The organism is Croceimicrobium hydrocarbonivorans, from assembly GCF_014524565.1.
In the GTDB taxonomy this organism is placed as follows: domain Bacteria; phylum Bacteroidota; class Bacteroidia; order Flavobacteriales; family Schleiferiaceae; genus Croceimicrobium; species Croceimicrobium hydrocarbonivorans.
The window spans coordinates 666,976-689,825 of the sequence record NZ_CP060139.1; the positions used below are offsets into that span (position 1 = coordinate 666,976).

Genomic DNA, 22,850 nt, shown 5'->3' on the forward strand with positions numbered 1-22,850 from the left:
ACCGGGTTACTCAAAATGCGGATATAAATTATACAAACACAAAAGGGTTAAGGTCTATTGGGGCTTTCCCAAAGACCTTAACCTTAATAATTTAGCCTCGGGGGCTATAGGGTGCTTACTTGATTTCTACCTCAGCACCAGCTTCTTCAAGCTGAGACTTCAAAGCTTCGGCTTCGTCTTTAGCAACACCTTCTTTCAAAGGCTTAGGAGCTTCGTCTACGAGAGCTTTAGCTTCTTTAAGTCCTAATCCGGTTAATTCTTTAACCAATTTTACAACGGCTAATTTAGAACCACCAGCAGCTTTAAGGATTACGTCGAATTCGGTTTTCTCTTCAGCACCGCCTTCGTCTCCTGCAGCAGCAGGACCAGCAACAGCAACAGCTGCAGCAGCAGGCTCGATACCGTATTCTTCTTTCAGGTAGTCAGCTAATTCGCTTACTTCTTTAACGGTAAGATTTACTAACTGATCTCCTAATTCTTTAATGTCTGCCATTTTTAGAATCTTTAAAAAATTTAATTACAACACTTAATATATGGAAGCTGAGTGCGTACTCATTAAGCTGCGCGCTCCTCTAAGGTCTTTAAAAGACCAGCCAATTTGCCACCGGCACCATTCAGGCCGCTGATAACATTCTTGGCAGGAGATTGCAGTAGAGCGATGATATCGGCAACCAATTCGTCTTTGCTCTTAAGTGAGCTCAGTACTTCTAATTGATCATCACCAATAAATACCGCTTCTTGGATGAAGGCTCCTTTGATAACAGGTTTGCTCTGTTTCTTTTTACGCATATCCTTGATCAAACGAGCAGGTGCATTACCGGCTTCGGCGAACATGATACTTGTAGAACCTTTCAAAGTTGGATACAATGCTTCGAAATCTTTAGAGCTACGCTCCATAGCTTTCTTAAGCAAGGTGTTCTTAACCACGTTTAAACTGATACCTGCTTTGTAGCAAGTACGACGAAGGTTGCTGGTTTGTTCAGCGTTTAATCCTTCGATATCAGTAATATAAAGTACATCAGAGTTCTCGAGACGCTCTAATAATACTTCAATTTCTTTATTCTTTTCTTCGCGAGTCATTTCTCAAAAATTAGGAATTAGGAAACGGACTTTGCATCAATGCTGATACCTGGGCTCATAGTACTGCTCAGAGTAATACTCTTCACGTAAGTACCTTTAGATGCGGTAGGCTTCATACGGATCAAAGTTTTGATCAGCTCTTCAGCATTTTCTTTGATCTTGTCAGCTTCGAAAGACGCTTTACCAATACCAGCGTGGATGATTCCGTAACGATCTACTTTAAAGTCGATCTTACCTGCTTTCACCTCATTAACCGCTTTTGCAACGTCCATAGTTACAGTACCAGTCTTAGGGTTAGGCATCAAACCACGTGGACCTAAAACACGACCTAAAGGACCAATTTTACCCATTACACTAGGCATGGTAATGATCACATCTACGTCGGTCCAGCCTCCTTTGATCTTGTCAATGTACTCGTCTAAACCTACGTAATCTGCACCTGCTTCTTTAGCTTCAGCTTCCTTATCGGGAGTTACTAATGCTAATACAGTTACATCTTTACCGGTTCCATGAGGAAGGGTTACAACCCCACGTACCATTTGGTTAGCTTTACGAGGATCTACGCCTAAACGAACTGCCAAATCTACTGAGGCGTCGAAATTAGCGGTAGAGATTTCCTTTACGATAGCACTGGCTTCGGTCAAAGAATAGGATTTCTTACGATCGAAGGCTTCCAATGCCACTTTACGTTTCTTACTTACTGTTGCCATCTTTAGAATCGCTTTAGAAAGGCTTTGGGCCAGTTACTGTTAAACCCATACTGCGCGCTGTACCAGCAACCATGCTCATAGCTGATTCGATGGTAAAGGCGTTCAGATCGGCCATTTTATCTTCTGCGATAGCACGTACCTGATCCCAGCTTACTTTACCTACCTTTTGAAGGTTAGATTGCTGTGAACCTTTCTTGATCTTAGCTGCCTCCATTAATTGAACGGCGGCGGGAGGAGTCTTAATAACAAAGTCGAAAGACTTGTCAGAATATACGGTAATAACAACCGGAAGAACCTTCCCTTGCTTATCTTGTGTACGCGCATTAAACTGCTTACAGAACTCCATGATGTTAACCCCTTTCGCACCAAGCGCGGGACCAACGGGAGGAGAAGGGTTAGCAGCACCTCCACGAACCTGGAGTTTAATAAGTGCACTTACTTCTTTAGCCATTGTTCTATTTATCTTTAAAAAATCAAAATAAGTGGGTTGGAAGCTTCCCACCGGGTAATTACCCTATTTTGAGCTCACAATTTTATTAACTCTCTTTCTCAACCTGCATGTAAGACAACTCTAAAGGAGTTTTACGGCCAAAGATTTTAACCATAACCTCCAATTTACGTTTGTCTTCATACACCTTCTCAATGGTTCCATTAAATCCATTAAATGGACCATCAATAACTTTAACCGTTTCGCCAACGATATAAGGAATGTTGATTTTCTCTTCGGTTTCAGAAAGCTCATCCACCTTACCTAACATTCGATTTACTTCGCTCTGACGCAATGGCACAGGATCACCACCTTTGGTTTCTCCTAAAAAGCCGATAACCCCCTGTACGTTTTTAATGGTGTGCACCATTTCACCGCCCAGGTTGGCCTCAATCATAATATATCCAGGAAAGTAATTTCTTTCCTTGCTGATCTTCTTTCCGTTGCGGATCTGGAATACTTTCTCGGTAGGTACAAGTATTTGTCCTAAATAATCTTGCAAACCGGCGTATTCGATCTCACTTTCTATGTAAGACTTAATCTTATTCTCCTGCCCGGAAATTGCGCGAACAACGTACCATTTCTTTCCACTATCGCTCATAAGGGCTGCTTAGAATGCTTCGTAAATCGTCTTTAAAATAGCGCTGATACTTTTATCCATCGCCGCAATAACCAGGGAAATAATTACTGAAGATACTGCTACCAAAACTGAAGTTTTCTGCAGATCTGACCAAGTAGGCCAGCTGGTTTTCTGAACCAGTTCCTCGTATGATTCCTGGAAGTAAGATTTTACTTTACTCATTCCTTAAGTCTTTGCACGGGTGGTAAGGATCGAACTCACGACCTTCGGTTTTGGAGACCGCTGCTCTACCAGCTGAGCTACACCCGTATTTAGTGAGAAAGGTATCTCGGCTAGGAGGCCGAGACACCTTTTACTCAAATTTATTTCTACCGAGTAATTACTCGATAATATCAGTTACCTGACCAGCACCTACGGTACGACCACCCTCACGGATAGCGAAACGCAGACCTTTGTTGATAGCTACAGGAGCGATCAATTCAACGTGGATAGTCAAGTTATCACCAGGCATTACCATTTCGGTACCTTCTGGTAATTGAATTTCACCAGTTACGTCAGTAGTACGTAAGTAGAACTGAGGACGGTAGTTGTTGTGGAAAGGAGTGTGACGACCACCTTCTTCTTTCTTCAAGATATACACCTCAGCTTTGAATTTCTTGTGAGGAGTAATTGAACCTGGCTTGCAGATTACCATACCACGACGGATATCTTTTTTCTCGATACCACGTAATAAGATACCTACGTTATCACCAGCTTCACCGCGATCTAAGATCTTACGGAACATCTCAACACCAGTAATAGTAGAGGTTAATTTCTCGTCACCGAATCCGATAATGTCTACAGCATCACCAGTGTTAGCAACACCAGTTTCGATACGACCGGTAGCAACAGTACCACGACCAGTAATAGAGAATACGTCCTCGATAGGCATCAAGAATGGCTTCTCGTTGTCGCGCTCTGGCTCCTCGATCCAAGTATCACAAGCGTTCATCAACTCCATTACAGTGTCTACCCATTTAGGCTCATTGTTCAATGCACCTAAAGCAGAACCTGAAATTACAGGAGTCTCGTCGCCGTCATATTCGTAGAAAGAAAGAAGTTCACGAACTTCCATCTCAACTAATTCTAATAATTCTTCGTCGTCTACCATATCCACTTTGTTGAGGAATACAACAATACGTGGAATACCTACCTGACGACCAAGCAGGATGTGCTCACGAGTTTGTGGCATGGGACCATCAGTAGCAGCAACTACTAAGATAGCACCATCCATCTGAGCAGCACCAGTTACCATGTTCTTTACGTAGTCGGCGTGACCGGGACAGTCTACGTGAGCATAGTGACGGTTAGCAGTTTCGTACTCTACGTGAGCAGAGTTAATAGTGATACCACGCTCTTTTTCTTCAGGAGCGTTGTCGATAGAATCAAAATCACGCTTTTCGGAAAAACCAGCATTAGCCAAAACGTTAGTGATGGCGGCAGTCAGAGTGGTCTTACCGTGGTCAACGTGTCCGATAGTACCGATGTTTAAGTGCGGTTTAGAACGAACAAAAGTTTCCTTTGCCATGGTTTGTGTCTTAAAAATTAAAACTTTGCAACATATATAAGCGAGACCACCTTGGTCTTTCACTTAGAGCCAATGAGGGGATTTGAACCCCTGACCTCTTCCTTACCAAGGAAACGCTCTACCCCTGAGCTACATCGGCTTATGGAACTATATTCCACAAAAAGAAAGGCACAGCAGTATATCACCACCGTGACCTTTCTATTTAGAGCGGGAAACGGGATTCGAACCCGCGACCCTCAGCTTGGAAGGCTGATGCTCTAGCCAGCTGAGCTACTCCCGCCTAAACAATTTGGTCTACATGGTGGGGAGAGCAGGATTCGAACCTGCGAAGGTAAAACCAACAGATTTACAGTCTGTCCTCGTTGGCCGCTTGAGTATCTCCCCAAAATCATTAATAAAAGAACTTTTTAAGCGCTTACCTAAAAAAATTCAGAGCCTGTGGAGGGATTCGAACCCCCGACCAGCTGATTACAAATCAGCTGCTCTGGCCAACTGAGCTACACAGGCTTTTAAACGCTCCTCTATATAAAAGAACAGCCCGTTTTTGAAACGGACTGCAAATGTAAGATGTTTTTTGATTGCCACAATAGGCAAGAAAGAAATTTTTACGAAGCCACCATTCGGGGCTTATCTTTATGCTTGATTAACTGTCTGCGTAAGGCCTCAGTAGCCATATCCGCTGCTGCCTCAAAGGAGCGATTCAACTTCTTAACCACCAGTTCATGTCCGGGTATATGTAGCTTAATTTCAACCTCTTTATTCTCTTTTGAGGAAGTATTCACCACTTTTAGATACACCTCTCCATTAATAATGCTGTCATTAAACAACTCTAATTTATCCAATTTACCTTGGATGAAATCGATCAATTTCACATCTGCGGTGAAATTTACAGACTGAAAGGTAGCTTTCATATGTCATCAGATTTTGCGGCTCGTGGATGAGCCTGATTATACAACAATTTCAGACGGTCAATGGAATTGTGCGTATAAACTTGGGTCGCTGCTAATGATGAATGGCCTAATAATTCTTTTACAGAATTCAAATCGGCACCCCTGTTTAGCAAATGACTGGCAAATGAATGCCGTAGCACGTGTGGACTCTTCTTGTCCACTCCACTGACTAAACTAAGATAGGCATTTACCGAATTGTAAACAAGCTTTGGATAGAGCTTTTTCCCCTTCTGTGTAAGGAATACAGGCGCAGCGTGACTTTGCTCCCCGAAGCTCGAACGATGATGATTTAAATAAAAGTTCAGACGCTTTTTCAATTCCGAGGTAATGGGAATCTCACGCTCCTTACTCCCCTTCCCCATCACCTTAATATAAGAAGACTCCAAACGCAAATCTTCCAACCTCAGGTTTATCAATTCACTCAAGCGAAGACCACATTGATAAAAGAGATCTAGTATTAAGGATTGGGTAAACATCCAATAGTCCTCTTCATCGATATCTAATGATAATAAAGCCAGCATATCCTCTTCCGGAACCACCCTTAAAAGTTTCCTTGGAGGTTTAGGTACGGCAATTTGCGCGGCCACATTACTCTTAACCTGACCTTGACGCAGTAAATACTTATAAAAGGATCTTAGCGCACTCAGCTTTCGCTTGATGGAGGTACGGGCTAAATCTTGCTCTACCATATGCACCACCCAAGAACGGATCATACTATGGTGGACTTCACGCAAATCCTCCTCTTCAAACTCTTCCTTAATAAACTCTTCAAATAAGGATAGGTCCTTTGAATAAGCCAAAAGAGTATGTTCAGAAAAGCGTTTCTGAAAATGGAGATAGTCCAAAAATTGCTGAGTATAGGACATAAAAAAGCAAGGGAATGTAAATATATACAAACCCTTGCTGAAATATTACGTATCAGAATACGGGAGTCCTACTCCTCTTCCTGACGGATCTGCTGAATGTAGGCAGCCTTGATGATCTCTTTGCGACGAGCCACTGATGGCTTTACGAATTGCTTGCGGGAACGAATCTCTTTCATCACCCCAGTGCGATCGTATTTACGCTTGTAACGCTTTAACGCGCGATCGATAGACTCACCTTCTTTTACGGAAATAACTAACATTCTTCGCTTTTAATTTTTTCGGGCTGCAAATATAGCCATTAATTCATACTTACAAAGCTTATTTCATCAATTCTCGGGAAATCACCAACTTTTGAATTTCAGTGGTTCCTTCTCCAATGGTGCAAAGCTTTACATCACGGTAAAACTTCTCTACCGGGAAGTCTTTGGTAAAGCCATACCCGCCAAAAATTTGCACTGCTTCGTTACAGGCTTTTACTGCTACTTCCGAGCTGTACATTTTTGCCTTGGCTCCAGCCACTGTCACCTTCTGATTCTTGTTCTTTAAATCACAAGCCTGGAAAGTCAATAATTCGGCAGCCTCCAATTGAGTGGCCATCTCCGCCAACTTAAAGCTTACGCCCTGGAATTTTGAAATAGGCTTTCCAAATTGCTCGCGCTCTTTGGAATATTTAACTGCTGCTTCCAATGCGCCAAAGCCGGTACCTAAGGACAGCGCCGCAATCGAAATCCGACCTCCATCTAAGATTTTCATAGCCTGGATAAATCCGTCTCCTTCTTCACCCAGCATATTAGCATGGGGAACGCGACAGTTTTCAAAAATAAGCTCCGCTGTTTCGGAAGCGCGCATTCCCAACTTGTTTTCCTTTCGTCCTCCGCGGAATCCGGGAGTACCTTTTTCAATAACGAAAGCCGACATCCCATGGGAGTCTCCTTTCTCACCGGTCCGCACAATTACCACCGCTACATCGCCACTAATGGCATGGGTAATAAAATTCTTCGAACCATTAATCACCCAGTCATCTCCATCACGCACTGCAACGGTATTCATACCCCCCGCATCGCTACCGGTTCCAACCTCAGTAAGACCCCAAGCACCAATAAACTCAGCGGTAGCCAATTTGGGTAAATACTTGCGTTTTTGCTCTTCATTACCAAAGGTTAATATATGATTGGTGCATAAAGAATTATGCGCTGCCATGCTTAAGCCAATCGAAGGATCAACCTTAGAGAGTTCTTTGATGGCTGTTACATATTCATAATATCCTAAACCTGAACCACCATATTCTTCGGGTACTAATACCCCCATTAAGCCCAAATGGCCTAATTCTTTAAAGATGTGAATAGGGAATTCCTGACTTTCGTCCCAGGTCATAATATTTGGACGAATATGTTGCTCAGCAAAATCACGAACTGATTCCGCGATCATTTTTTGGGTTTCGGTTTGGGCAAAATCTAGGCCCACCGAAGGGTTTGCAAGTGTATCCATGCGGTGCTTTAATTAGAGAGGTTTGCGGCATTCGTGCCCTTTTGAGACACTTTCAAATACGGTGCAAGTTTACTGAATAATACGGCATCGACCAATTCGATGTTCTTGAGCTCATCCACCGATTTAAATGCCCGTACCTGTTCCCGAAAGTCAATAATACTGCGGGCTAGGTAATAGTTAATGTAGGGATGGCCTTGTAAGCTTTCCATCGAATCGTAATTCAAACTCAGTTGCTTAGGAGCAACGTTAAAAAGAAGATAAAGTTCCAATTGATCTAGGGAAAGGCTGTCAATTAAATGATGATCCAGCAATTGTGCTATACTGTGAAAACCTCCCAGGCGCTGTCGCCATTCCAAAATTCTTTGCGCTCTAAATGGCCCGATCCCTGGTAAAACCAGCAGCTGGAGCGAATCAGCTAGATTAATTTCTACTGCTACCGGCTCCAATCTCATTGGAATGCTGTCTTGCCCCTCTTTTTCTAAACCTATTATATAAGCATGAAGATTTCGAGCCAATGCCGAATCTATGGTATAGACCTTATATATATCATTCCGACTTTGAAAGGGCCGGTACTTTTCCCGAAAGGATATAATTCCACGCGATGCTGAACTTGGTAAACCCATTGCCAATAATTCATCCTGGCTTACCTCATTAGGATTGAAAAAATGCAGCTTCAAGGTGTAGGTACTTTCCTCATTTTTCCCCGAACCAGCTTCAGGCCTCACTTTTACATGTTCTATTACCTGAGCTATCCAACTGCTATCTAAAGCATAAAGACGATGTAAATCCTCTGGTCTACGAAAACGACCTCCCTTTTCCAAGTAATTCTTCCATACCTGAATTTGTGATGGTTTTAGACCCAAATCTGCTAATTGCATCGAATCAGGCTGATTAGGATCAAAATTACTCAAAGCTTTTTCAAACCTTAATGCTGCAGCCTCCTCCTCTTGCCGCCAGCTTAATTTTATAGCCTCAACTTCACTTTCACTATAATGACTCTCAGGTGGAAACCAGGTATAATAATTCCAATCCAATACCGACAGAATCAAAAGGATCACCAAGAGAAAAATCAAAGCCCTTTCTGTGCTGGGATACATCTTTTTAGGACAAAGAATTCAGAATCCAATGAAGCCTGCAAATCCTAAGTATTTAAAAAGCATTTATAAACCTTTTATCCGCTAGTGACTTATTTTACTAACTGCCATTTTTTTGCGATACTTGTGGCTTCTAAAAACATCAGCAATACATGCGTAAAGGATTAGTTCTTCTACTTAGCCTGATCAGTTTGGGTGCAATCGCCCAGGGAAATCTGAAAATCGACAATTTTGAAATCAGCAACCCCTCTTCCGAGATTAACGACGGAAGGGCTTCTGTAAGCGTTAGTGGTGGAATGGCCCCCTACCATTTTAAGTGGAGTAATCAAGGTACCGACACCCTATCTCGCACTTCTAACGGATTGGTAGAAGGCATGTCACATTCCTTGATCATTACCGACGCTGCTGGTAATAGCATCGAGCAAGATTTTAAAATTCCTTCAGAATCCATTGCTGAGAGTTTAAATGGAACCATGAAACCGGTGGTAGATGGAATCGCCACAGTAATTTTCTGGGACCCTTTCTATGCTTTAGGTCTTTACGACAATCGCGTAATCAATGACGATGGCGTTTTAGCCAAACATCCCAATGGAGATGTTCGCACCAATAGTATTCCCTTCATTGTAATCTGGCTCATCTTCGGAGCCATCTTCTTTACCATCCGCATGGGTTTTGTAAACTTCTGGGGATGGCGTCACTCTATCAAATTAGTGCGCGGTAAATACGATGAAGAAGATGCTCCGGGAGAGGTAACTCACTTCCAAGCCTTGGCTACTGCTGTTAGTGCCACCGTAGGTTTAGGAAATATTGCCGGGGTAGCGGTTGCTATTTCTGTGGGTGGACCAGGAGCCACTTTCTGGTTAATTGTTGTGGGCCTATTAAGCATGGCTTCCAAATTCACCGAATGTACCCTTGGGGTAAAATACCGTGATATTGGCGAAGATGGTGTAGTAGAAGGTGGTCCGATGCGCTATCTACGTAAAGGCCTTGCCAACAAAGGAATGGCTGGCCTTGGTAAAACTTTAGCGGTGGTATTTGCCGTACTGGCCATCGGCGCAAGCTTTGGTGGTGGAAATATGTTCCAGGCCAATCAAGCCTTTGAAATCCTCTCCGGAGAATTTGCTTTCATGGAAGGGAAAGGCAGCATCTTCGGATTTGTTTTAGCCATTTTAGTGGGCGCCGTAATTTTAGGTGGTATTAAATCTATTGCCAAGGTTACCGAGAAGATCGTACCCTTTATGGCTGGTCTATATATCATTGCAGCCTTAGTGATCATCTTCCGTAATTTCGGGAATATTGGTGAGGCCTTCGCCTTGATTATTGATGGTGCCTTTAAGCCCTCTGCCATGCTGGGTGGTTTTATTGGTGTAATGATTCAAGGGGTACGTCGTGCCGCCTTCTCTAATGAAGCTGGTGTAGGTAGTGCCGCAATTGCCCACTCCGCCGCCAAAACTAAACATGCCGTAAGCGAAGGTTTTGTGGCCCTTTTAGAGCCCTTTATCGACACCGTTGTGGTATGTACTCTTACTGCCTTAGTATTGATCTTCACCGGATATTATGACGATGGTGGTATGGGTGGAGCCCAATTAACTTCTCAAGCCTTTGGAAGCGTGATTTCTTGGTTCCCCTATGTTTTAGTAATCGCAATTTTCCTTTTTGCTTTCTCTACTATGATCAGCTGGAGTTATTACGGTTTACGCGCCTGGACTTTCCTTTTTGGTCGTAGCCAGATGACCGAGATTATCTACAAAGTAATCTTCTGTGTGTTCATCATTATCGGATCCAGCGTAAGCTTGGGAGCGGTACTCGACTTCTCGGATATGATGATTTTAGCCATGGCCTTCCCTAATATCATCGGCTTATTATTGCTGAGTGGCGAGGTGCGTGCTGAGCTAAAAGACTATTGGAGTAAAATCAAAAAAGGAGAAATTCTGAATACCAAATAAGCGGTCCAATATTCAGTTTAACTTTGCCGCCCAGAATTTGATTCATGGCGGAAGAGAAGAAAAAACGAAAGGGCATTAGTAAAGCAGCCCTTAAAAAATCATTTCGACTATATAAATACGTTAAGCCTTATCGTGGTGAGTTTGCGATTGGCTTAATATTCTTAGTGCTGAGTTCTGCTGCGAACCTTGCTTTCCCGAAGTATTTAGGTGATCTAGTAGACGCCACTAAATCCGAGGATATCTTCGAAAAGATTAATGAGATCATCCTCATCTTAGCCATCATTTTAGTGGCTCAAGCGGTGGTCTCCTTCTTTCGGGTATTGCTCTTTGTAAATGTAACCCAGAAGACCCTCGCTAATCTTCGCCAAGAAACATACCAGCATCTAATTCAGTTACCCATCAGCTTCTTTAACCGCAAAAGAGTGGGTGAATTAAATAGTCGTATTTCTTCAGACATCTCTTTACTACAGGAAACCTTTACCACTACCCTAGCCGAATTTATTCGTCAGATCATAGTGATCTTTGGTGGTATCACCATCCTCTTAGTGACTTCTCCGCAATTAACTTTCTTCATGTTAATGGTGGTGCCACTAGTAATTGTATTGGCGGTTTTCTTCGGCCGATTCATTCGCAGCTATGCTAAGAAAATGCAGAATGAAGTAGCAGATTCAAACACTATTGTAGAGGAAACTTTGCAAGGTATTTTTAATGTAAAGGCCTATGCCAATGAGTTCTTCGAAATTGCTCGTTATCGCAAGCGTACTGATGAAGTTGCCCGCCTGGGGATGAAAGGTGGTCTTTATCGCGGAGCCTTCAGTTCATTTATGGTACTAGGTATGTTTGGCGCCATGGTGGCAGTGATTTGGCAAGGGGTAAACCTGATGGCCAATAATGAACTGCAACCGGGCGAATTAATGAGCTTCCTCTTTTACACGGCCTTTATTGGTGGCTCAATCGGTGGTTTAGCCAGCGTTTATGCAAACCTGCAAAAGGCTATTGGAGCCACAGAGGCTCTTATGGATATTTTTGATGAGGGTAAAGAAGAATTACAAGCTAAAGAAGATCGTGAGCCTCTTCCGAATTTCAAAGGCGAATTTGAACTCAAAAACCTTAGCTTCAGCTATCCCAATCGTCCTGATACCAAGGTGCTGAATAATCTAAGCTTCGAGGTTAAAGCCGGTGAGCAAATTGCAGTGGTTGGTCCCAGTGGAGCAGGTAAATCTACTCTAGTTTCGATGATCCTCAATTTCTACCAGCCCGAAAGTGGTGAACTGCTTTTTGACGGACGTCCAGCTACCGACTACCAGCTTTCTGCCCTTCGCGATCATATGGCCGTTGTACCTCAAGATGTATTCCTCTTTGGAGGTAGTATTCGCGAGAACATTAGTTATGGCAAGCCAGGAGCCAGTGAGGAAGAAATTATTGAAGCCGCCCAAAAAGCCAATGCCTGGAGCTTTATTCAAGAATTTCCTGAAGGCCTCGATACTTTGGTAGGTGAACGTGGGGTGCAATTATCCGGCGGCCAACGCCAGAGAGTGGCCATTGCGCGTGCTATTTTAAAAGATCCTCGAATTCTGATTTTAGATGAAGCAACCTCCGCTCTGGATTCGGAAAGTGAACGCTTGGTGCAAGATGCCCTTGATCACCTAATGAAAGGACGTACTTCCTTGGTTATTGCGCATCGTTTAGCAACAGTGCGCGCTGCCGATCGTATTCTGGTTATGGATCATGGCGAATTAGTGGAAATGGGTACTCACGAAGAACTTATCCAAAAAGAGGATGGTATTTATCAAAATCTAAGTCAGCTACAGTTCAACACTTAATCTGTATCCAGAACCAAACAATCTTTCTTGTCTTCCCTAACTATCGTCTAAAGTCCCTTGTCACCAACTACTAGCGACAAGCTACCAACTACCAACTACCAACTACCAACTACCAACTACCAACTACTATTAAACAGCCCCCTGTTCGTTTCTTGGCTTTCGCCGAATACGCACTAATACTGCTTTAGTTTACATTTGAATATGCGTCAATTCTGGGAAAATCTACGTCATCGTACCTGGTTCAAAATCCTGAGCAATCGCTTTGTATTAAGCTTGATTGTATTTGGAGTTTGGATGAGTTTTCTGGATGTAAACTCCTGGCTCATTCATCGCGAACTCAATCAGGAAATCGATGATCTGCAAACCAGTATTCGCTACTACGAGGAGGAAATTAAAAAAGATGAAGCGCAGTTAGAGCAACTCAATTCCGGACCCGAAAACCTGGAAAAATTTGCCCGAGAACAATACTACCTCAGTGCACCAGGCGAAGAAATTTACCTCATCGAAATTCCTAAAAAGGAAGATTAGCTTCTAAAGGGCTCGCTCTCACTTATATTCTGCTTCGTACCTTAGGCTCAAACAAGCCAAACATGAATCTAAGGAAAGTCCGCCTATGCCTATTAGGGCTGGGGCTCATTCTGTTCTATGCCCCCTTACAGGCTCAAATCGACAGTGTTTATTTACAAAGTCTGGAATGGCGAAATATTGGTCCCTGGCGAGGCGGTCGTTCTTGCGCTGTGACTGGCGTTCCCGGGCAGGCCAATCTCTTTTATTTTGGCAGTACCGGCGGTGGGGTTTGGCGAACTACTGATGCCGGAAACAGCTGGGAGAACATTTCCGATGGCTATTTCGGAGGAAGCATAGGAGCCATCGCCATAGCACCCAGTGATCCAAATGTTATATATGTTGGTCAAGGGGAAGAAACCGTTCGCGGGAATGTGAGTTCCGGCTTTGGAATGTGGAAAAGCCTCGATGCCGGAAAAACCTGGCAGTTCATCGGTTTAATGGAAAGTCGTCATATTACCCGCATCCGGGTACACCCTAAAAATCCAGACATCGTTTATGCCGCTGTGCTCGGAAATCTCTATCGAGATACCGAAGAAAGAGGAGTGTATAAATCAATCGATGGAGGGAAAAGCTGGCAGCGAATCTTATTTTCCGATGCAGGCAGTGGTGCCATTGACTTGCTTATCGACCCTCAAAATTATCGTACCATATATGCCAGTACCTGGACCATCCGCAGAACTCCCTATTCCTTATCCAGTGGAGGTTCTGGATCTAAATTGTGGAAAAGCACGGATGAAGGTCAAAATTGGCAAGAGCTATCCAGCAAAGAAGGCTTTCCTCAAGGACTAAAAGGAATTATCGGCATTGCCGTTTCTCCAGTGAACAATCAAAGAGTTTGGGCCCAAGTAGAGAATGAACCGGATGGTGGATTATACCGCAGTGAAGACGGAGGCCAAAGTTGGAAGCAAGTGAATAATCAGCGGGCCTTACGCCAAAGAGCATGGTACTATACCCGCATTTATGCCCACCCTACCGATATCGATCAATTATATGTGATGAATGTACGCTACCATCATTCCAAGGATGGCGGTAAAAGCTTTACTCCTCATAATGCACCCCATGGCGATCACCATGATTTATGGATTGATCCCACTGCTCCGGAGCGCATGATTATCGGTGATGATGGCGGAGCACAAATTAGCTTCGATGGCGGTCAAAACTGGACTACCTACTACAATCAACCGACCGCTCAATTCTATAGAGTTAAGGTAGATAATCATTTCCCTTTCCGGATTTATGGCGCCCAACAAGACAATAGCTCCATACGCATCAAACACAGAAGCGACGGGGCCTTTATCACCGAGAATGATTGGGAAGAAACCGCCGGTGGAGAAGCTGGTCATCACGCTATTTACCCTGCCGATGAAGACATTGTATTCGGTGGCGAATACGGTGGCTTTATGATGCGCTTGAACCATCGTACCCATGAAATTCAAGCTACCAATGTTTGGCCTAATAATCCACTCGGGCATGGTGTGGAAAACATGAAATACCGCTTCCAATGGAATTATCCCATGTTCTTTTCGAAACACGAGCCCGAATTGCTTTATGCCTTTAGCAATCATGTGCATCGCAGCAAGGATTTGGGTCGCAGTTGGGAAACTATTTCCGGTGACTTAACTACCAATGACAGTACGAAACAAGGTCCATCCGGCGGCCCCATCACCAAAGACAATACGGCAGTTGAATACTATTGTACCATTTTCGCTGCTGCCGAATCCATATTGGAAGCCGGCGTGCTGTGGACCGGTAGTGATGATGGCAAGGTGCATATCAGCAGAGACCACGGAAAAAACTGGCAGGAGGTAACACCTAAGGACCTCCCTCCTTTTACCCAAATAAATAGCATGGAGGCCGATCCATTTAATGCCGGTGGACTTTATTTGGCCGGAACACGCTACAAATGGGGCGATTTTAGTCCCTACCTCTACTACAGCTCCAATTATGGTAAAAGCTGGAAGCGAATTGATAAAGGCATTGATCGCAATCATTTTAGTCGGGTAATTCGCTGTGATCCCCATCAGGAGGGATTGCTATTCGTTGGTACTGAGTATGGCCTTTACCTTTCGGTGGATGGTGGTCAGCATTGGCAAGCGTTTCAAAATAACCTGGCCCAGAGTCCCATTACTGATCTGGCCATTAAAGACCAGCATCTAATTGCCGCCACCCAAGGGCGAGGATTTTGGATTTTGGACGATATCGGTCCCCTGTATGAAATGAAACCCGGCTTTAAAAGCAGCGAACATTTCTACCATCCTAAAGACAGCTATTTGATGCAGGCGGGATATGGTGGCAAATCCAAGAGCGCGGGGGAAAATCACCCCAATGGAGCCATCTTCAATTATTATTTGGAAGCTATCGATTCAAGCTTCGACTATCAGTGGTTGATATCGGATTCTGAAGGGAATCTCATTCGGAAGTTCAGCTCACAATCCAAAGACAAGCAAGAAAATTGGAAACCAGAAGCCGGGGCCCATCGCTTTGTTTGGGACATGCGCTTAAAAGGCTTCGAGCCCTTAGAAGGCATGATACTTTGGTTCGTACTGCGTAATGGTCCCTATGCCCTACCTGGTAATTATAAGGCGCAATTGATCACTCCCGCAGATACCTTGACTCAAGATCTAGTACTGGTTTTGGATCCGCGCGTTTCAAGCGGAATGCCCGAATTAAAGGCCCAGCAAGAATTCATGCTTCGGATTCGTGATGGTTTGGATAGCACTAATCAATGCATCCAAGAAATTCGCAGTTTGAGAGGTGATTTGCAAAGAGCCCAAGAACGAGTGGAAGATTCTGCACTTCTTTCGAAAATCCAAAATTTATTGGATCGCAGTGAGGCCATTGAAAAGGCACTCTATCAAACTCAAAACCGCAGTCCACAAGACCCTTTAAATTTCCCTATTCGACTCAATAACAAGTACGGACATTTAGGAGCCTTGGCGGGAATTGGTTTTCAAGCACCTACGCAAGCCATGTTAGGCGTTGAAGCCGAACTTAATCAAGCCATTAATGAGCAATTGCAAGAATGGAATGCCTTGAAAAAGGAAGTCGCCAGCCTGAATGCTGAATTAAGGGCCAGTGAATTTGAAATTTTAAAGTGGTAAACTGACAATTGTCCATAAGTCAAACGAGCAATATTTAAGACCTTTGTGTAAATTTTTAGACCATGTCTGAAACCAAGCTGTTTTCGGAATTCTCGGCCAGTACGGAAGCCGAGTGGAAAGCAAAAATTGAAAAAGACCTCCGTGGCAAAGCCTATGAAGAGCTAGTGCGGATGAGTCCGGATGGAATTCCCATTCAACCAATCTATAGTACAGAAAGTACCGAAATCCATCAACAAGCTTTAAAGGAGCATCCCAAATGGGACAATGTGATTGAGATCTTAGTTCTGGATGCCGAGAAAGCTAATGAGGAAGCCTTGAATTATCTAAATCGCGGCGCTACTTCCCTCCTCTTTTATCTACCCGGAAAGGTTGATTTGAAAACCTTGTTGAAGGACATTCAATTGGAATACATCTGCAGCAATTTTGTGATTGAAGGACATACAGAGTATTACCGCGATTCCTTCCAACAACTAATAGCTGAAAGAGCTTTGGATGAGGAAGAATTAGAAGGAAGCTTCAATTTTGATCCCCTGGAAAACCTAGCTCGCACTGGGAATTGGTTTCAGAACGAGGAAAGCGATTTCCAAGCTTTACAAGCCTTACAGCAAGCTGAGTTTAAAGGCATGCGCAGTTTGGCTATTAATGCCAATCTGTTTGCTAATGCCGGAGCCAGTCCTGCCCAGCAAATTGGTATTGCCCTGTCTATGGCTTACGAATATGTGTATCGCTTGGACCTAAAAAACAGTCGTGGCTTTTGGATCAATTTCGCCATTGGTTCCGATTATTTTTCAGAGATCGCCAAATTGCGGGCCTTCCGCAGAGTATGGCAACAATGGCAAGCCGAATTGGGCTTCGAACAAAAGGAAGTACGCATATATGCCGAAACCAGCCTTCGCAATAAGAGCTTGCTAGATAAATACAATAACCTGATTCGTACCACAGCCGAAGCTATGGCCGCAGTGATTGGTGGTGCCACCGAAGTTTGCGTAAAAGGCTTTGGCGAACCTTTGGAAGATTTAGGATTTTTCCCTCGTCGTTTAGCTTTAAACCAGCTTAATCTATTGCAGCACGAATGTCGCTTCGACCAGGTAAGAGATATGGGAGCTGGCAACTATTGGGTGGAAAACCTAACGGATGCTCTTGCCGAAAAAGGCTGGGCATTCTTCCAGGAAATTGAGGCCGAAGGTGGTTATGTGGCTGCCTTAAAATCGAATTGGTTGCAAAATCAAATTTCTGAAATGGCCCAGGCAGAACAAGATCGCTTCGATTCTGGCGAATTGAAAATGATCGGGGTAAACATCTACCGTAAGGATCAGGAAGAGTTTAGTGAAGAAGTACGCAATGCCTTAGCTCGACCCAAGGCCGAGAAAAATGGCATCGTTCAGCCTATTGAAGCCAAGCGCCTGGCCGAATCACTGGAAAAGGAAATCATACTTGAAAAAGCCTAGTTATGAGCCGTCATAAATTTAGTTCAAACTATCAGGCCCAAGCCTATGAGGCTCCCCAAGCGGAACGTCATTATTGGCAATCGCCCGAAGGACTGGAAATCCCCAGTCTCTTCAATAAAAAAGACTTTGAAAAATTACAGCATACCCAATTTGTAGCCGGACTCCCCCCTTATTTACGGGGTCCCTACAGCAGTATGTATACCATTCGCCCCTGGACTATTCGCCAATATGCTGGCTTTAGTACTGCCGAGGAATCGAATGCCTTTTACCGTCGCAATTTAGCGGCTGGTCAAAAGGGTTTATCGGTGGCCTTTGATTTAGCGACTCACCGGGGTTACGACTCTGATCATGAGCGTGTGGTAGGTGATGTGGGTAAGGCAGGCGTGGCCATCGACAGTGTTGAGGACATGAAAATTCTCTTCGATCAAATTCCCTTAGATAAGATGTCGGTCTCCATGACCATGAACGGAGCGGTAATCCCTGTGATGGCCTTTTATATTGTGGCAGCCGAGGAGCAAGGAGTAAGTCCTGATCAATTATCGGGAACCATCCAAAACGATATCCTCAAAGAATTTATGGTGCGGAATACTTATATCTACCCACCATTGCCATCGATGCGCATTATTGCCGATATCTTTGAGTTTACCAGTCATAATATGTCTCGCTTCAACAGCATATCCATTAGTGGATACCACATGCATGAAGCGGGAGCTACCGCCGATATTGAATTGGCCTATACCCTGGCCGATGGATTAGAATACATCCGAACCGGTTTAAAAGCGGGATTAAAGATTGATGATTTTGCCCCCCGTTTATCTTTCTTCTGGGGCATCGGCATGAACCATTTTATGGAAATTGCTAAAATGCGCGCCGGCCGAATGCTGTGGGCGAAATTGGTAAAACAGTTTAATCCGGAGAATGCCAAGTCTATGGCCTTGCGTACCCACAGTCAAACCAGTGGTTACAGCCTTACGGAGCAAGATCCTTTCAATAATGTGGCGCGAACTACTATCGAAGCCATGGCAGCCGCCTTTGGAGGTACTCAAAGCTTGCATACCAATTCATTAGATGAGGCAATTGCTTTGCCAACGGATTTCTCTGCCCGTATTGCCCGGAATACCCAATTAATCTTGCAAGATGAGTTGGGCATTAACCGCAGTGCCGATCCTTGGGGTGGTTCATGGTATGTAGAATACCTCACCGATCAAATTGCTACTAAGGCATGGGAGCTAATTCAGGAAGTAGAAGAATTAGGCGGAATGGCCAAAGCTATTGAAACTGGTATTCCTAAAATGCGCATTGAAGAAGCCGCGGCTAAAAAGCAGGCTCGTATTGATTCCGGTAAGGAATGGATTATCGGTGTAAATAGCTATCGCAATGAAAAGGATGAGGCGATTGAACTCCTGGAAGTAGATAATGCTGAGGTTCGTCGCAAGCAGATTGAGAGCATTAATAAGCTTAAGGAAAACCGCAATACTGAGGCGGTAGCGAATTGCCTGGCCAAATTAGAAGAAGCGGCCCGCAGTGGTGAAGGAAACCTTCTAGCCTTAGCGGTAGACGCGGCTCGTGAAAGAGCTACCTTAGGGGAAATTAGCTTGGCCTTAGAAAAAGCCTTCGGTCGATATACCGCTACCATTCGTAGCATTAGCGGCGTATATAGTAATGAGATGAAGCAGGACGATAAATTTAAAAAGGCTCAGGATTTAGCCGATCAATTTGAAGCGGTGGAAGGTCGCCGTCCTCGGATTATGATCGCTAAAATGGGGCAAGACGGTCACGATCGTGGAGCCAAAGTAGTGGCTACTTCCTTTGCTGATTTAGGTTTTGATGTGGATATAGGTCCATTATTCCAAACACCGGCAGAAGCTGCCAGGCAAGCGGTAGAAAATGATGTGCATCTCTTAGGAGTTTCCTCATTAGCGGCCGGTCATAAAACTTTGGTACCTCAGGTAATCGAAGAATTGAAAAAGCTGGGGCGTGAAGATATCTTGGTTATTGCCGGTGGAGTAATTCCGCCTAATGACTATGAATACCTCTTCAATGCTGGAGTAGTAGGAGTATTTGGCCCTGGAACGGTGATTGCCGATGCCGCTGCTCGTATTTTAGAAATCATGTTGGAAGAGCAATCCACTGAAAAACAGAGTTAATGTTCGGGAATATTAAGGATATGATGGGCAAGCTTCAAGAAGCGCAAGCCCAAGCTAAGGACATGAAAGATCGCCTGGAGCAAATTGAAATAAAAGAAAGCTTTCAGGGAATTGAAATAGTAATAAATGGCAATCGAAAATTGCGGGATCTAAAAATTGATCCTGCCCTGGCTCAAGATGCGGAGGAGTTGGAAGACAAATTACTTTTAGCCCTCAATAAAGCCCTTGAAAAGGCGGAAGCCCTGCATGATGCTGAAATGAAGAAAATGGCCTCTGGCATGATGCCGGGCCTGGATATGTTCAATTAGATGGATTCCATCAATCCCAATTTCCGGTCCCGAGCAGGCAAGCGATCCTTGAATCCGGCCGAGCTTAAAGCGGGCATCTTAAAGGGTGACCGGGCTTCTCTAAGCCGGGCCCTAACTCTATGTGAAAGTAAGCTAGCGCAACACCGCGAATTGGCCGAAGAGCTTTTGCAAGGCTTAATGCCGCATACTGGGAATTCGATTCGCATTGGGATTACAGGGGTACCTGGAGTGGGGAAATCCACCTTTATCGAAGCATTTGGCAAGGAGCTGATTGAGGCTGAACACCGATTAGCGGTATTAGCTATTGACCCTAGTAGCGGTCGCAGCAAGGGTAGCATTTTGGGGGATAAAACCCGCATGCATGAGCTATCGCAAGATACCCGTGCTTTTATTCGTCCTTCCCCCTCTGGAGGTTCATTGGGTGGAGTGGCGCGTCGTACCCGAGAAAGCATTTTACTCTGCGAAGCAGCAGGTTATGATGTAATTCTAGTCGAAACCGTAGGCGTTGGCCAGAGTGAAACGGCGGTGAAGAACATGGTCGACTTTTTTATGCTGCTGATGCTGGCGGGTGCCGGAGATGAATTACAGGGCATCAAAAGGGGAATCATGGAAATGGCCGATTTACTCTTGATCAATAAGGCGGATGACCCTAAAGATCCCCGGGTTAAACTTGCCATGGGCGAATACAAAAGAGCCTTGCATCTCTTCCCGCCTAATCCTAATGAATGGATTCCAAAGGTACAGGCCTGTTCAGCACTTCAGAAAAGTGGAATCGCCGAAGCATGGGAAGTGATTTTAAGTTTTGAAAATCAGCAAAAGAACAAGGGCTATTTCGAGGCCGAAAGACAGCGTCAGTCCTTGGCTTGGTTCGAGGAAAGCATTGGAGAACTGGTATTGGAACAGGTACGATCTGGCAGCAATTATCAGGCGGCTTTTCAGGAAATACAAAGTTTGGTTAAGGAAGGGAAGCTAGAAGCAGGTGTGGCTGCGCATCGCTTGGTGGAGAAATTGTTTGCATAAAAAAAGAACCCTAAAACAGAAGATAGCCCTAGTGTTTAGTCGTTAATAGGACTAAATACTAGGGCTAGCTTTATAAATACTGTCTTAATTAAAACTCAATCGGCCCAATACATTACGCTTGGCCTCCCAATCATAAAAGAGAAACAGCTCTTTAAATCTTGGTTTTCCAAAATACCCATAGGTTGGCATTAGAGAATAAGGAGAGCAAGCCTCTTGACTAAATGAATTTTCGGCCAAGAATTCTCCTGTTTTGAGGTCAAGACTGTACATTTTTAAATTGGCCTTTTTTACCAGTCTTTTGGTTGAGACATGCCCTTTTAACTTCCCTATTTCACTTTTTGGAACATTGCCCTGCTGAAATAATAGTATCAATTTGCCATCTCTTAATGACAGATCATAACTTTCGAATGTCTCCCTACTTGCCATTGCATAATATTTCCCTTGCCACTTATCAACCGGGCGGATCCATAGCAAGGAACCATCTGCGTGATAGCATGCGAGAACCAAGTAATCAGCATAATAATTATAGGGGGTTGACAAATTCATTTCTGTAACCTTCAAAAACTTACTATTTGGCAATAGATAGGTTTTAGAGGACACATATTGTTCAAGTACAATCTTATTATCATCCACCTCCGCTACAGTCGGAAAACTGTACTCCCGATTTTCAGCATTAAAAAAGGTGAAACTATGTGACAATACTCTGGATTCAATTTGAGAGAATACCATAGTCATACTTCCAATTAAAACCTCTTTTTTCTTATTTAAATAAGTCTGTGCATATGTCGAGTTTTCCCCAACATCATTGTCTTCCAATTTAACTACATCGGTGGTAATTAATATAGTATCCTCATTCAACTCCATTATCTGAGTACCACTAAAGGCACAGCCAACTGGTAATTCATCTTCAGGTAAGTTGAAGTTTTCAGATTCAAAATTATTTACTCTTCGATAGATGGTGAAATATGAGTCCTTACTGGAAACATAAAAATTCCCTTCAAAATCGATGTAACTTAAATGGACATTAAGAAATCTTCTGGCCATTTTAATAAATTCTAATGCAGAATTAGCCACTTCAATGGTCCCAGATTGCAGGATGTTTCCAAGTGAATCGGCAAGCATAATGCGGTTTTGACCAGTCCCCTCAATGTAGCCACTTAGGATTACAAAGCGGTTTATATCCGGCCTTGAAACAAAGGCATATGGATTTTTAATAGGGGAACTTTCAAATGATATAAATGGCTTTTTAGAAACAACTTCACCGCGATCATTAATAATCCACTCCCAGATCTCTTGGGGATAGCCCCCCATGTCTTCCATTACACTTTCATCAACCTTTTTATGTACAAAAACATGAAGTTTTCCATTGTAAGCTGCAACCTCAGTGATAAACCCATCTGAACCCAGATCATATTCCGATTCATAAAGTTCCTCTCCACTGGATTTATCAATTATAAATAGCTGATTACCTTTTGCCCATCTTCTAGCCACAAATGCGTATGAAGTACCCAGCTCATAGGTCTCATTAATCATGGTCTTATTCAGGGCCTTCGGCAATTCAATAGTTTTTTCAAACTGCGGTTTACTTTGTGATCTAAGGTTTAGTGCAGTGCCTAGCAATAAAACTATTGCTACAAAAGCATTTCTTTTCAGGTTCATTAGTTGAAT

At 43.7% G+C, this 22,850-nt stretch carries 21 protein-coding genes and 5 tRNA genes; 8 read left to right on the plus strand and 18 right to left on the minus strand.

The window, feature by feature from the left end:
- Positions 1–115: 115 nt before the first annotated feature.
- The 17 genes from rplL to H4K34_RS03080 all read right to left on the minus strand — a co-directional run bounded on the left by rplL (position 116) and on the right by H4K34_RS03080 (position 8,825).
- On the minus strand, positions 116–493 hold the full coding sequence (gene rplL / locus H4K34_RS03000; RefSeq protein ID WP_210759356.1) for a 50S ribosomal protein L7/L12: 378 nt from the start codon (positions 491–493) through the stop codon (positions 116–118).
- 62 nt (positions 494–555) lie between these two features.
- Complete coding sequence (gene rplJ, locus H4K34_RS03005; RefSeq protein ID WP_210759357.1) at positions 556–1,080, minus strand: 50S ribosomal protein L10; 525 nt, start codon at positions 1,078–1,080, stop codon at positions 556–558.
- A gap of 17 nt (positions 1,081–1,097) precedes the next feature.
- Positions 1,098–1,790, minus strand: coding sequence for a 50S ribosomal protein L1 (gene rplA / locus H4K34_RS03010; RefSeq protein ID WP_210759358.1), 693 nt, complete (start codon positions 1,788–1,790; stop codon positions 1,098–1,100).
- A 13-nt stretch (positions 1,791–1,803) separates the two neighbouring features.
- The gene (gene rplK / locus H4K34_RS03015) at positions 1,804–2,241 is read right to left on the minus strand and encodes a 50S ribosomal protein L11 (RefSeq protein WP_210759359.1); all 438 of its coding nucleotides are present in this window, start codon (positions 2,239–2,241) and stop codon (positions 1,804–1,806) included.
- Positions 2,242–2,326: 85 nt separating this feature from the next.
- Entirely contained in the window at positions 2,327–2,878 is a 552-nt protein-coding gene (gene nusG / locus H4K34_RS03020; RefSeq protein WP_210759360.1) for a transcription termination/antitermination protein NusG, read from the minus strand.
- A 9-nt stretch (positions 2,879–2,887) separates the two neighbouring features.
- Positions 2,888–3,079, minus strand: a complete 192-nt coding sequence (gene secE, locus H4K34_RS03025; protein WP_210759361.1) for a preprotein translocase subunit SecE — start codon at positions 3,077–3,079, stop codon at positions 2,888–2,890.
- A 14-nt stretch (positions 3,080–3,093) separates the two neighbouring features.
- Positions 3,094–3,166: transfer RNA gene (locus tag H4K34_RS03030), tRNA-Trp, on the minus strand.
- Between the two features lie 70 nt (positions 3,167–3,236).
- On the minus strand, positions 3,237–4,424 hold the full coding sequence (gene tuf, locus H4K34_RS03035) for an elongation factor Tu (RefSeq protein ID WP_210759362.1): 1,188 nt from the start codon (positions 4,422–4,424) through the stop codon (positions 3,237–3,239).
- A 67-nt stretch (positions 4,425–4,491) separates the two neighbouring features.
- Positions 4,492–4,563: transfer RNA gene (locus H4K34_RS03040), tRNA-Thr, on the minus strand.
- Between the two features lie 67 nt (positions 4,564–4,630).
- Positions 4,631–4,704 (minus strand) — tRNA-Gly (locus tag H4K34_RS03045).
- A 19-nt stretch (positions 4,705–4,723) separates the two neighbouring features.
- Positions 4,724–4,808 (minus strand) — tRNA-Tyr (locus H4K34_RS03050).
- A gap of 49 nt (positions 4,809–4,857) precedes the next feature.
- Positions 4,858–4,931 (minus strand) — tRNA-Thr (locus H4K34_RS03055).
- A gap of 98 nt (positions 4,932–5,029) precedes the next feature.
- Positions 5,030–5,335, minus strand: coding sequence for a ribosome hibernation-promoting factor, HPF/YfiA family (hpf, locus tag H4K34_RS03060; RefSeq protein ID WP_210759363.1), 306 nt, complete (start codon positions 5,333–5,335; stop codon positions 5,030–5,032).
- The gene (locus H4K34_RS03065; RefSeq protein WP_210759364.1) at positions 5,332–6,240 is read right to left on the minus strand and encodes a tyrosine-type recombinase/integrase; all 909 of its coding nucleotides are present in this window, start codon (positions 6,238–6,240) and stop codon (positions 5,332–5,334) included. Before H4K34_RS03065 ends, hpf begins: the two co-directional genes overlap by 4 nt.
- A 68-nt stretch (positions 6,241–6,308) precedes the next feature.
- Entirely contained in the window at positions 6,309–6,500 is a 192-nt protein-coding gene (rpsU, locus tag H4K34_RS03070; protein ID WP_210759365.1) for a 30S ribosomal protein S21, read from the minus strand.
- Positions 6,501–6,558: 58 nt separating this feature from the next.
- The gene (locus H4K34_RS03075; protein WP_246452187.1) at positions 6,559–7,728 is read right to left on the minus strand and encodes an acyl-CoA dehydrogenase family protein; all 1,170 of its coding nucleotides are present in this window, start codon (positions 7,726–7,728) and stop codon (positions 6,559–6,561) included.
- 8 nt (positions 7,729–7,736) lie between these two features.
- Entirely contained in the window at positions 7,737–8,825 is a 1,089-nt protein-coding gene (locus tag H4K34_RS03080) for a ComEA family DNA-binding protein (protein ID WP_210759366.1), read from the minus strand.
- A gap of 149 nt (positions 8,826–8,974) precedes the next feature.
- On the opposite strand from H4K34_RS03080, the gene H4K34_RS03085 reads away from it, so the two are divergent.
- The 8 genes from H4K34_RS03085 to meaB all read left to right on the plus strand — a co-directional run bounded on the left by H4K34_RS03085 (position 8,975) and on the right by meaB (position 21,182).
- Complete coding sequence (locus H4K34_RS03085) at positions 8,975–10,768, plus strand: amino acid carrier protein (RefSeq protein WP_210759367.1); 1,794 nt, start codon at positions 8,975–8,977, stop codon at positions 10,766–10,768.
- 44 nt (positions 10,769–10,812) lie between these two features.
- On the plus strand, positions 10,813–12,591 hold the full coding sequence (locus H4K34_RS03090) for an ABC transporter ATP-binding protein (RefSeq protein ID WP_210759368.1): 1,779 nt from the start codon (positions 10,813–10,815) through the stop codon (positions 12,589–12,591).
- Between the two features lie 201 nt (positions 12,592–12,792).
- Positions 12,793–13,119, plus strand: a complete 327-nt coding sequence (locus H4K34_RS03095; protein WP_210759369.1) for an FtsB family cell division protein — start codon at positions 12,793–12,795, stop codon at positions 13,117–13,119.
- 62 nt (positions 13,120–13,181) lie between these two features.
- Positions 13,182–16,259 (plus strand): WD40/YVTN/BNR-like repeat-containing protein, encoded by a 3,078-nt coding sequence (locus H4K34_RS03100; protein ID WP_210759370.1) that lies wholly within the window; start codon positions 13,182–13,184, stop codon positions 16,257–16,259.
- 62 nt (positions 16,260–16,321) lie between these two features.
- Positions 16,322–17,707 (plus strand): methylmalonyl-CoA mutase family protein, encoded by a 1,386-nt coding sequence (locus tag H4K34_RS03105; RefSeq protein ID WP_210759371.1) that lies wholly within the window; start codon positions 16,322–16,324, stop codon positions 17,705–17,707.
- Between the two features lie 2 nt (positions 17,708–17,709).
- Positions 17,710–19,854, plus strand: coding sequence for a methylmalonyl-CoA mutase (scpA, locus tag H4K34_RS03110; protein ID WP_210759372.1), 2,145 nt, complete (start codon positions 17,710–17,712; stop codon positions 19,852–19,854).
- Positions 19,854–20,162: a YbaB/EbfC family nucleoid-associated protein gene (locus H4K34_RS03115; protein WP_210759373.1), complete on the plus strand. Its 309-nt coding sequence runs from the start codon at positions 19,854–19,856 to the stop codon at positions 20,160–20,162. The genes scpA and H4K34_RS03115 overlap by 1 nt, the downstream gene beginning before the upstream one ends.
- Entirely contained in the window at positions 20,163–21,182 is a 1,020-nt protein-coding gene (meaB, locus tag H4K34_RS03120) for a methylmalonyl Co-A mutase-associated GTPase MeaB (protein WP_210759374.1), read from the plus strand.
- A gap of 84 nt (positions 21,183–21,266) precedes the next feature.
- Here meaB and H4K34_RS03125 read toward each other — a convergent pair whose 3' ends face one another.
- Positions 21,267–22,841 carry a hypothetical protein gene (locus H4K34_RS03125; protein WP_210759375.1) on the minus strand — a complete coding sequence of 525 codons (1,575 nt, stop codon included), beginning with the start codon at positions 22,839–22,841 and terminating at the stop codon, positions 21,267–21,269.
- Positions 22,842–22,850 lie beyond the last annotated feature (9 nt).

Coding starts and splice junctions, on each gene's coding strand:
- rplL (WP_210759356.1), bottom strand. CDS start 493: ATGGCAGACATTAAAGAATTAGGAGATCAGTTAGTAAATCTTACCGTT.
- rplJ (WP_210759357.1), bottom strand. CDS start 1,080: ATGACTCGCGAAGAAAAGAATAAAGAAATTGAAGTATTATTAGAGCGT.
- rplA (WP_210759358.1), bottom strand. CDS start 1,790: ATGGCAACAGTAAGTAAGAAACGTAAAGTGGCATTGGAAGCCTTCGAT.
- rplK (WP_210759359.1), bottom strand. CDS start 2,241: ATGGCTAAAGAAGTAAGTGCACTTATTAAACTCCAGGTTCGTGGAGGT.
- nusG (WP_210759360.1), bottom strand. CDS start 2,878: ATGAGCGATAGTGGAAAGAAATGGTACGTTGTTCGCGCAATTTCCGGG.
- secE (WP_210759361.1), bottom strand. CDS start 3,079: ATGAGTAAAGTAAAATCTTACTTCCAGGAATCATACGAGGAACTGGTT.
- tuf (WP_210759362.1), bottom strand. CDS start 4,424: ATGGCAAAGGAAACTTTTGTTCGTTCTAAACCGCACTTAAACATCGGT.
- hpf (WP_210759363.1), bottom strand. CDS start 5,335: ATGAAAGCTACCTTTCAGTCTGTAAATTTCACCGCAGATGTGAAATTG.
- H4K34_RS03065 (WP_210759364.1), bottom strand. CDS start 6,240: ATGTCCTATACTCAGCAATTTTTGGACTATCTCCATTTTCAGAAACGC.
- rpsU (WP_210759365.1), bottom strand. CDS start 6,500: ATGTTAGTTATTTCCGTAAAAGAAGGTGAGTCTATCGATCGCGCGTTA.
- H4K34_RS03075 (WP_246452187.1), bottom strand. CDS start 7,728: ATGGATACACTTGCAAACCCTTCGGTGGGCCTAGATTTTGCCCAAACC.
- H4K34_RS03080 (WP_210759366.1), bottom strand. CDS start 8,825: ATGTATCCCAGCACAGAAAGGGCTTTGATTTTTCTCTTGGTGATCCTT.
- H4K34_RS03085 (WP_210759367.1), top strand. CDS start 8,975: ATGCGTAAAGGATTAGTTCTTCTACTTAGCCTGATCAGTTTGGGTGCA.
- H4K34_RS03090 (WP_210759368.1), top strand. CDS start 10,813: ATGGCGGAAGAGAAGAAAAAACGAAAGGGCATTAGTAAAGCAGCCCTT.
- H4K34_RS03095 (WP_210759369.1), top strand. CDS start 12,793: ATGCGTCAATTCTGGGAAAATCTACGTCATCGTACCTGGTTCAAAATC.
- H4K34_RS03100 (WP_210759370.1), top strand. CDS start 13,182: ATGAATCTAAGGAAAGTCCGCCTATGCCTATTAGGGCTGGGGCTCATT.
- H4K34_RS03105 (WP_210759371.1), top strand. CDS start 16,322: ATGTCTGAAACCAAGCTGTTTTCGGAATTCTCGGCCAGTACGGAAGCC.
- scpA (WP_210759372.1), top strand. CDS start 17,710: ATGAGCCGTCATAAATTTAGTTCAAACTATCAGGCCCAAGCCTATGAG.
- H4K34_RS03115 (WP_210759373.1), top strand. CDS start 19,854: ATGTTCGGGAATATTAAGGATATGATGGGCAAGCTTCAAGAAGCGCAA.
- meaB (WP_210759374.1), top strand. CDS start 20,163: ATGGATTCCATCAATCCCAATTTCCGGTCCCGAGCAGGCAAGCGATCC.
- H4K34_RS03125 (WP_210759375.1), bottom strand. CDS start 22,841: ATGAACCTGAAAAGAAATGCTTTTGTAGCAATAGTTTTATTGCTAGGC.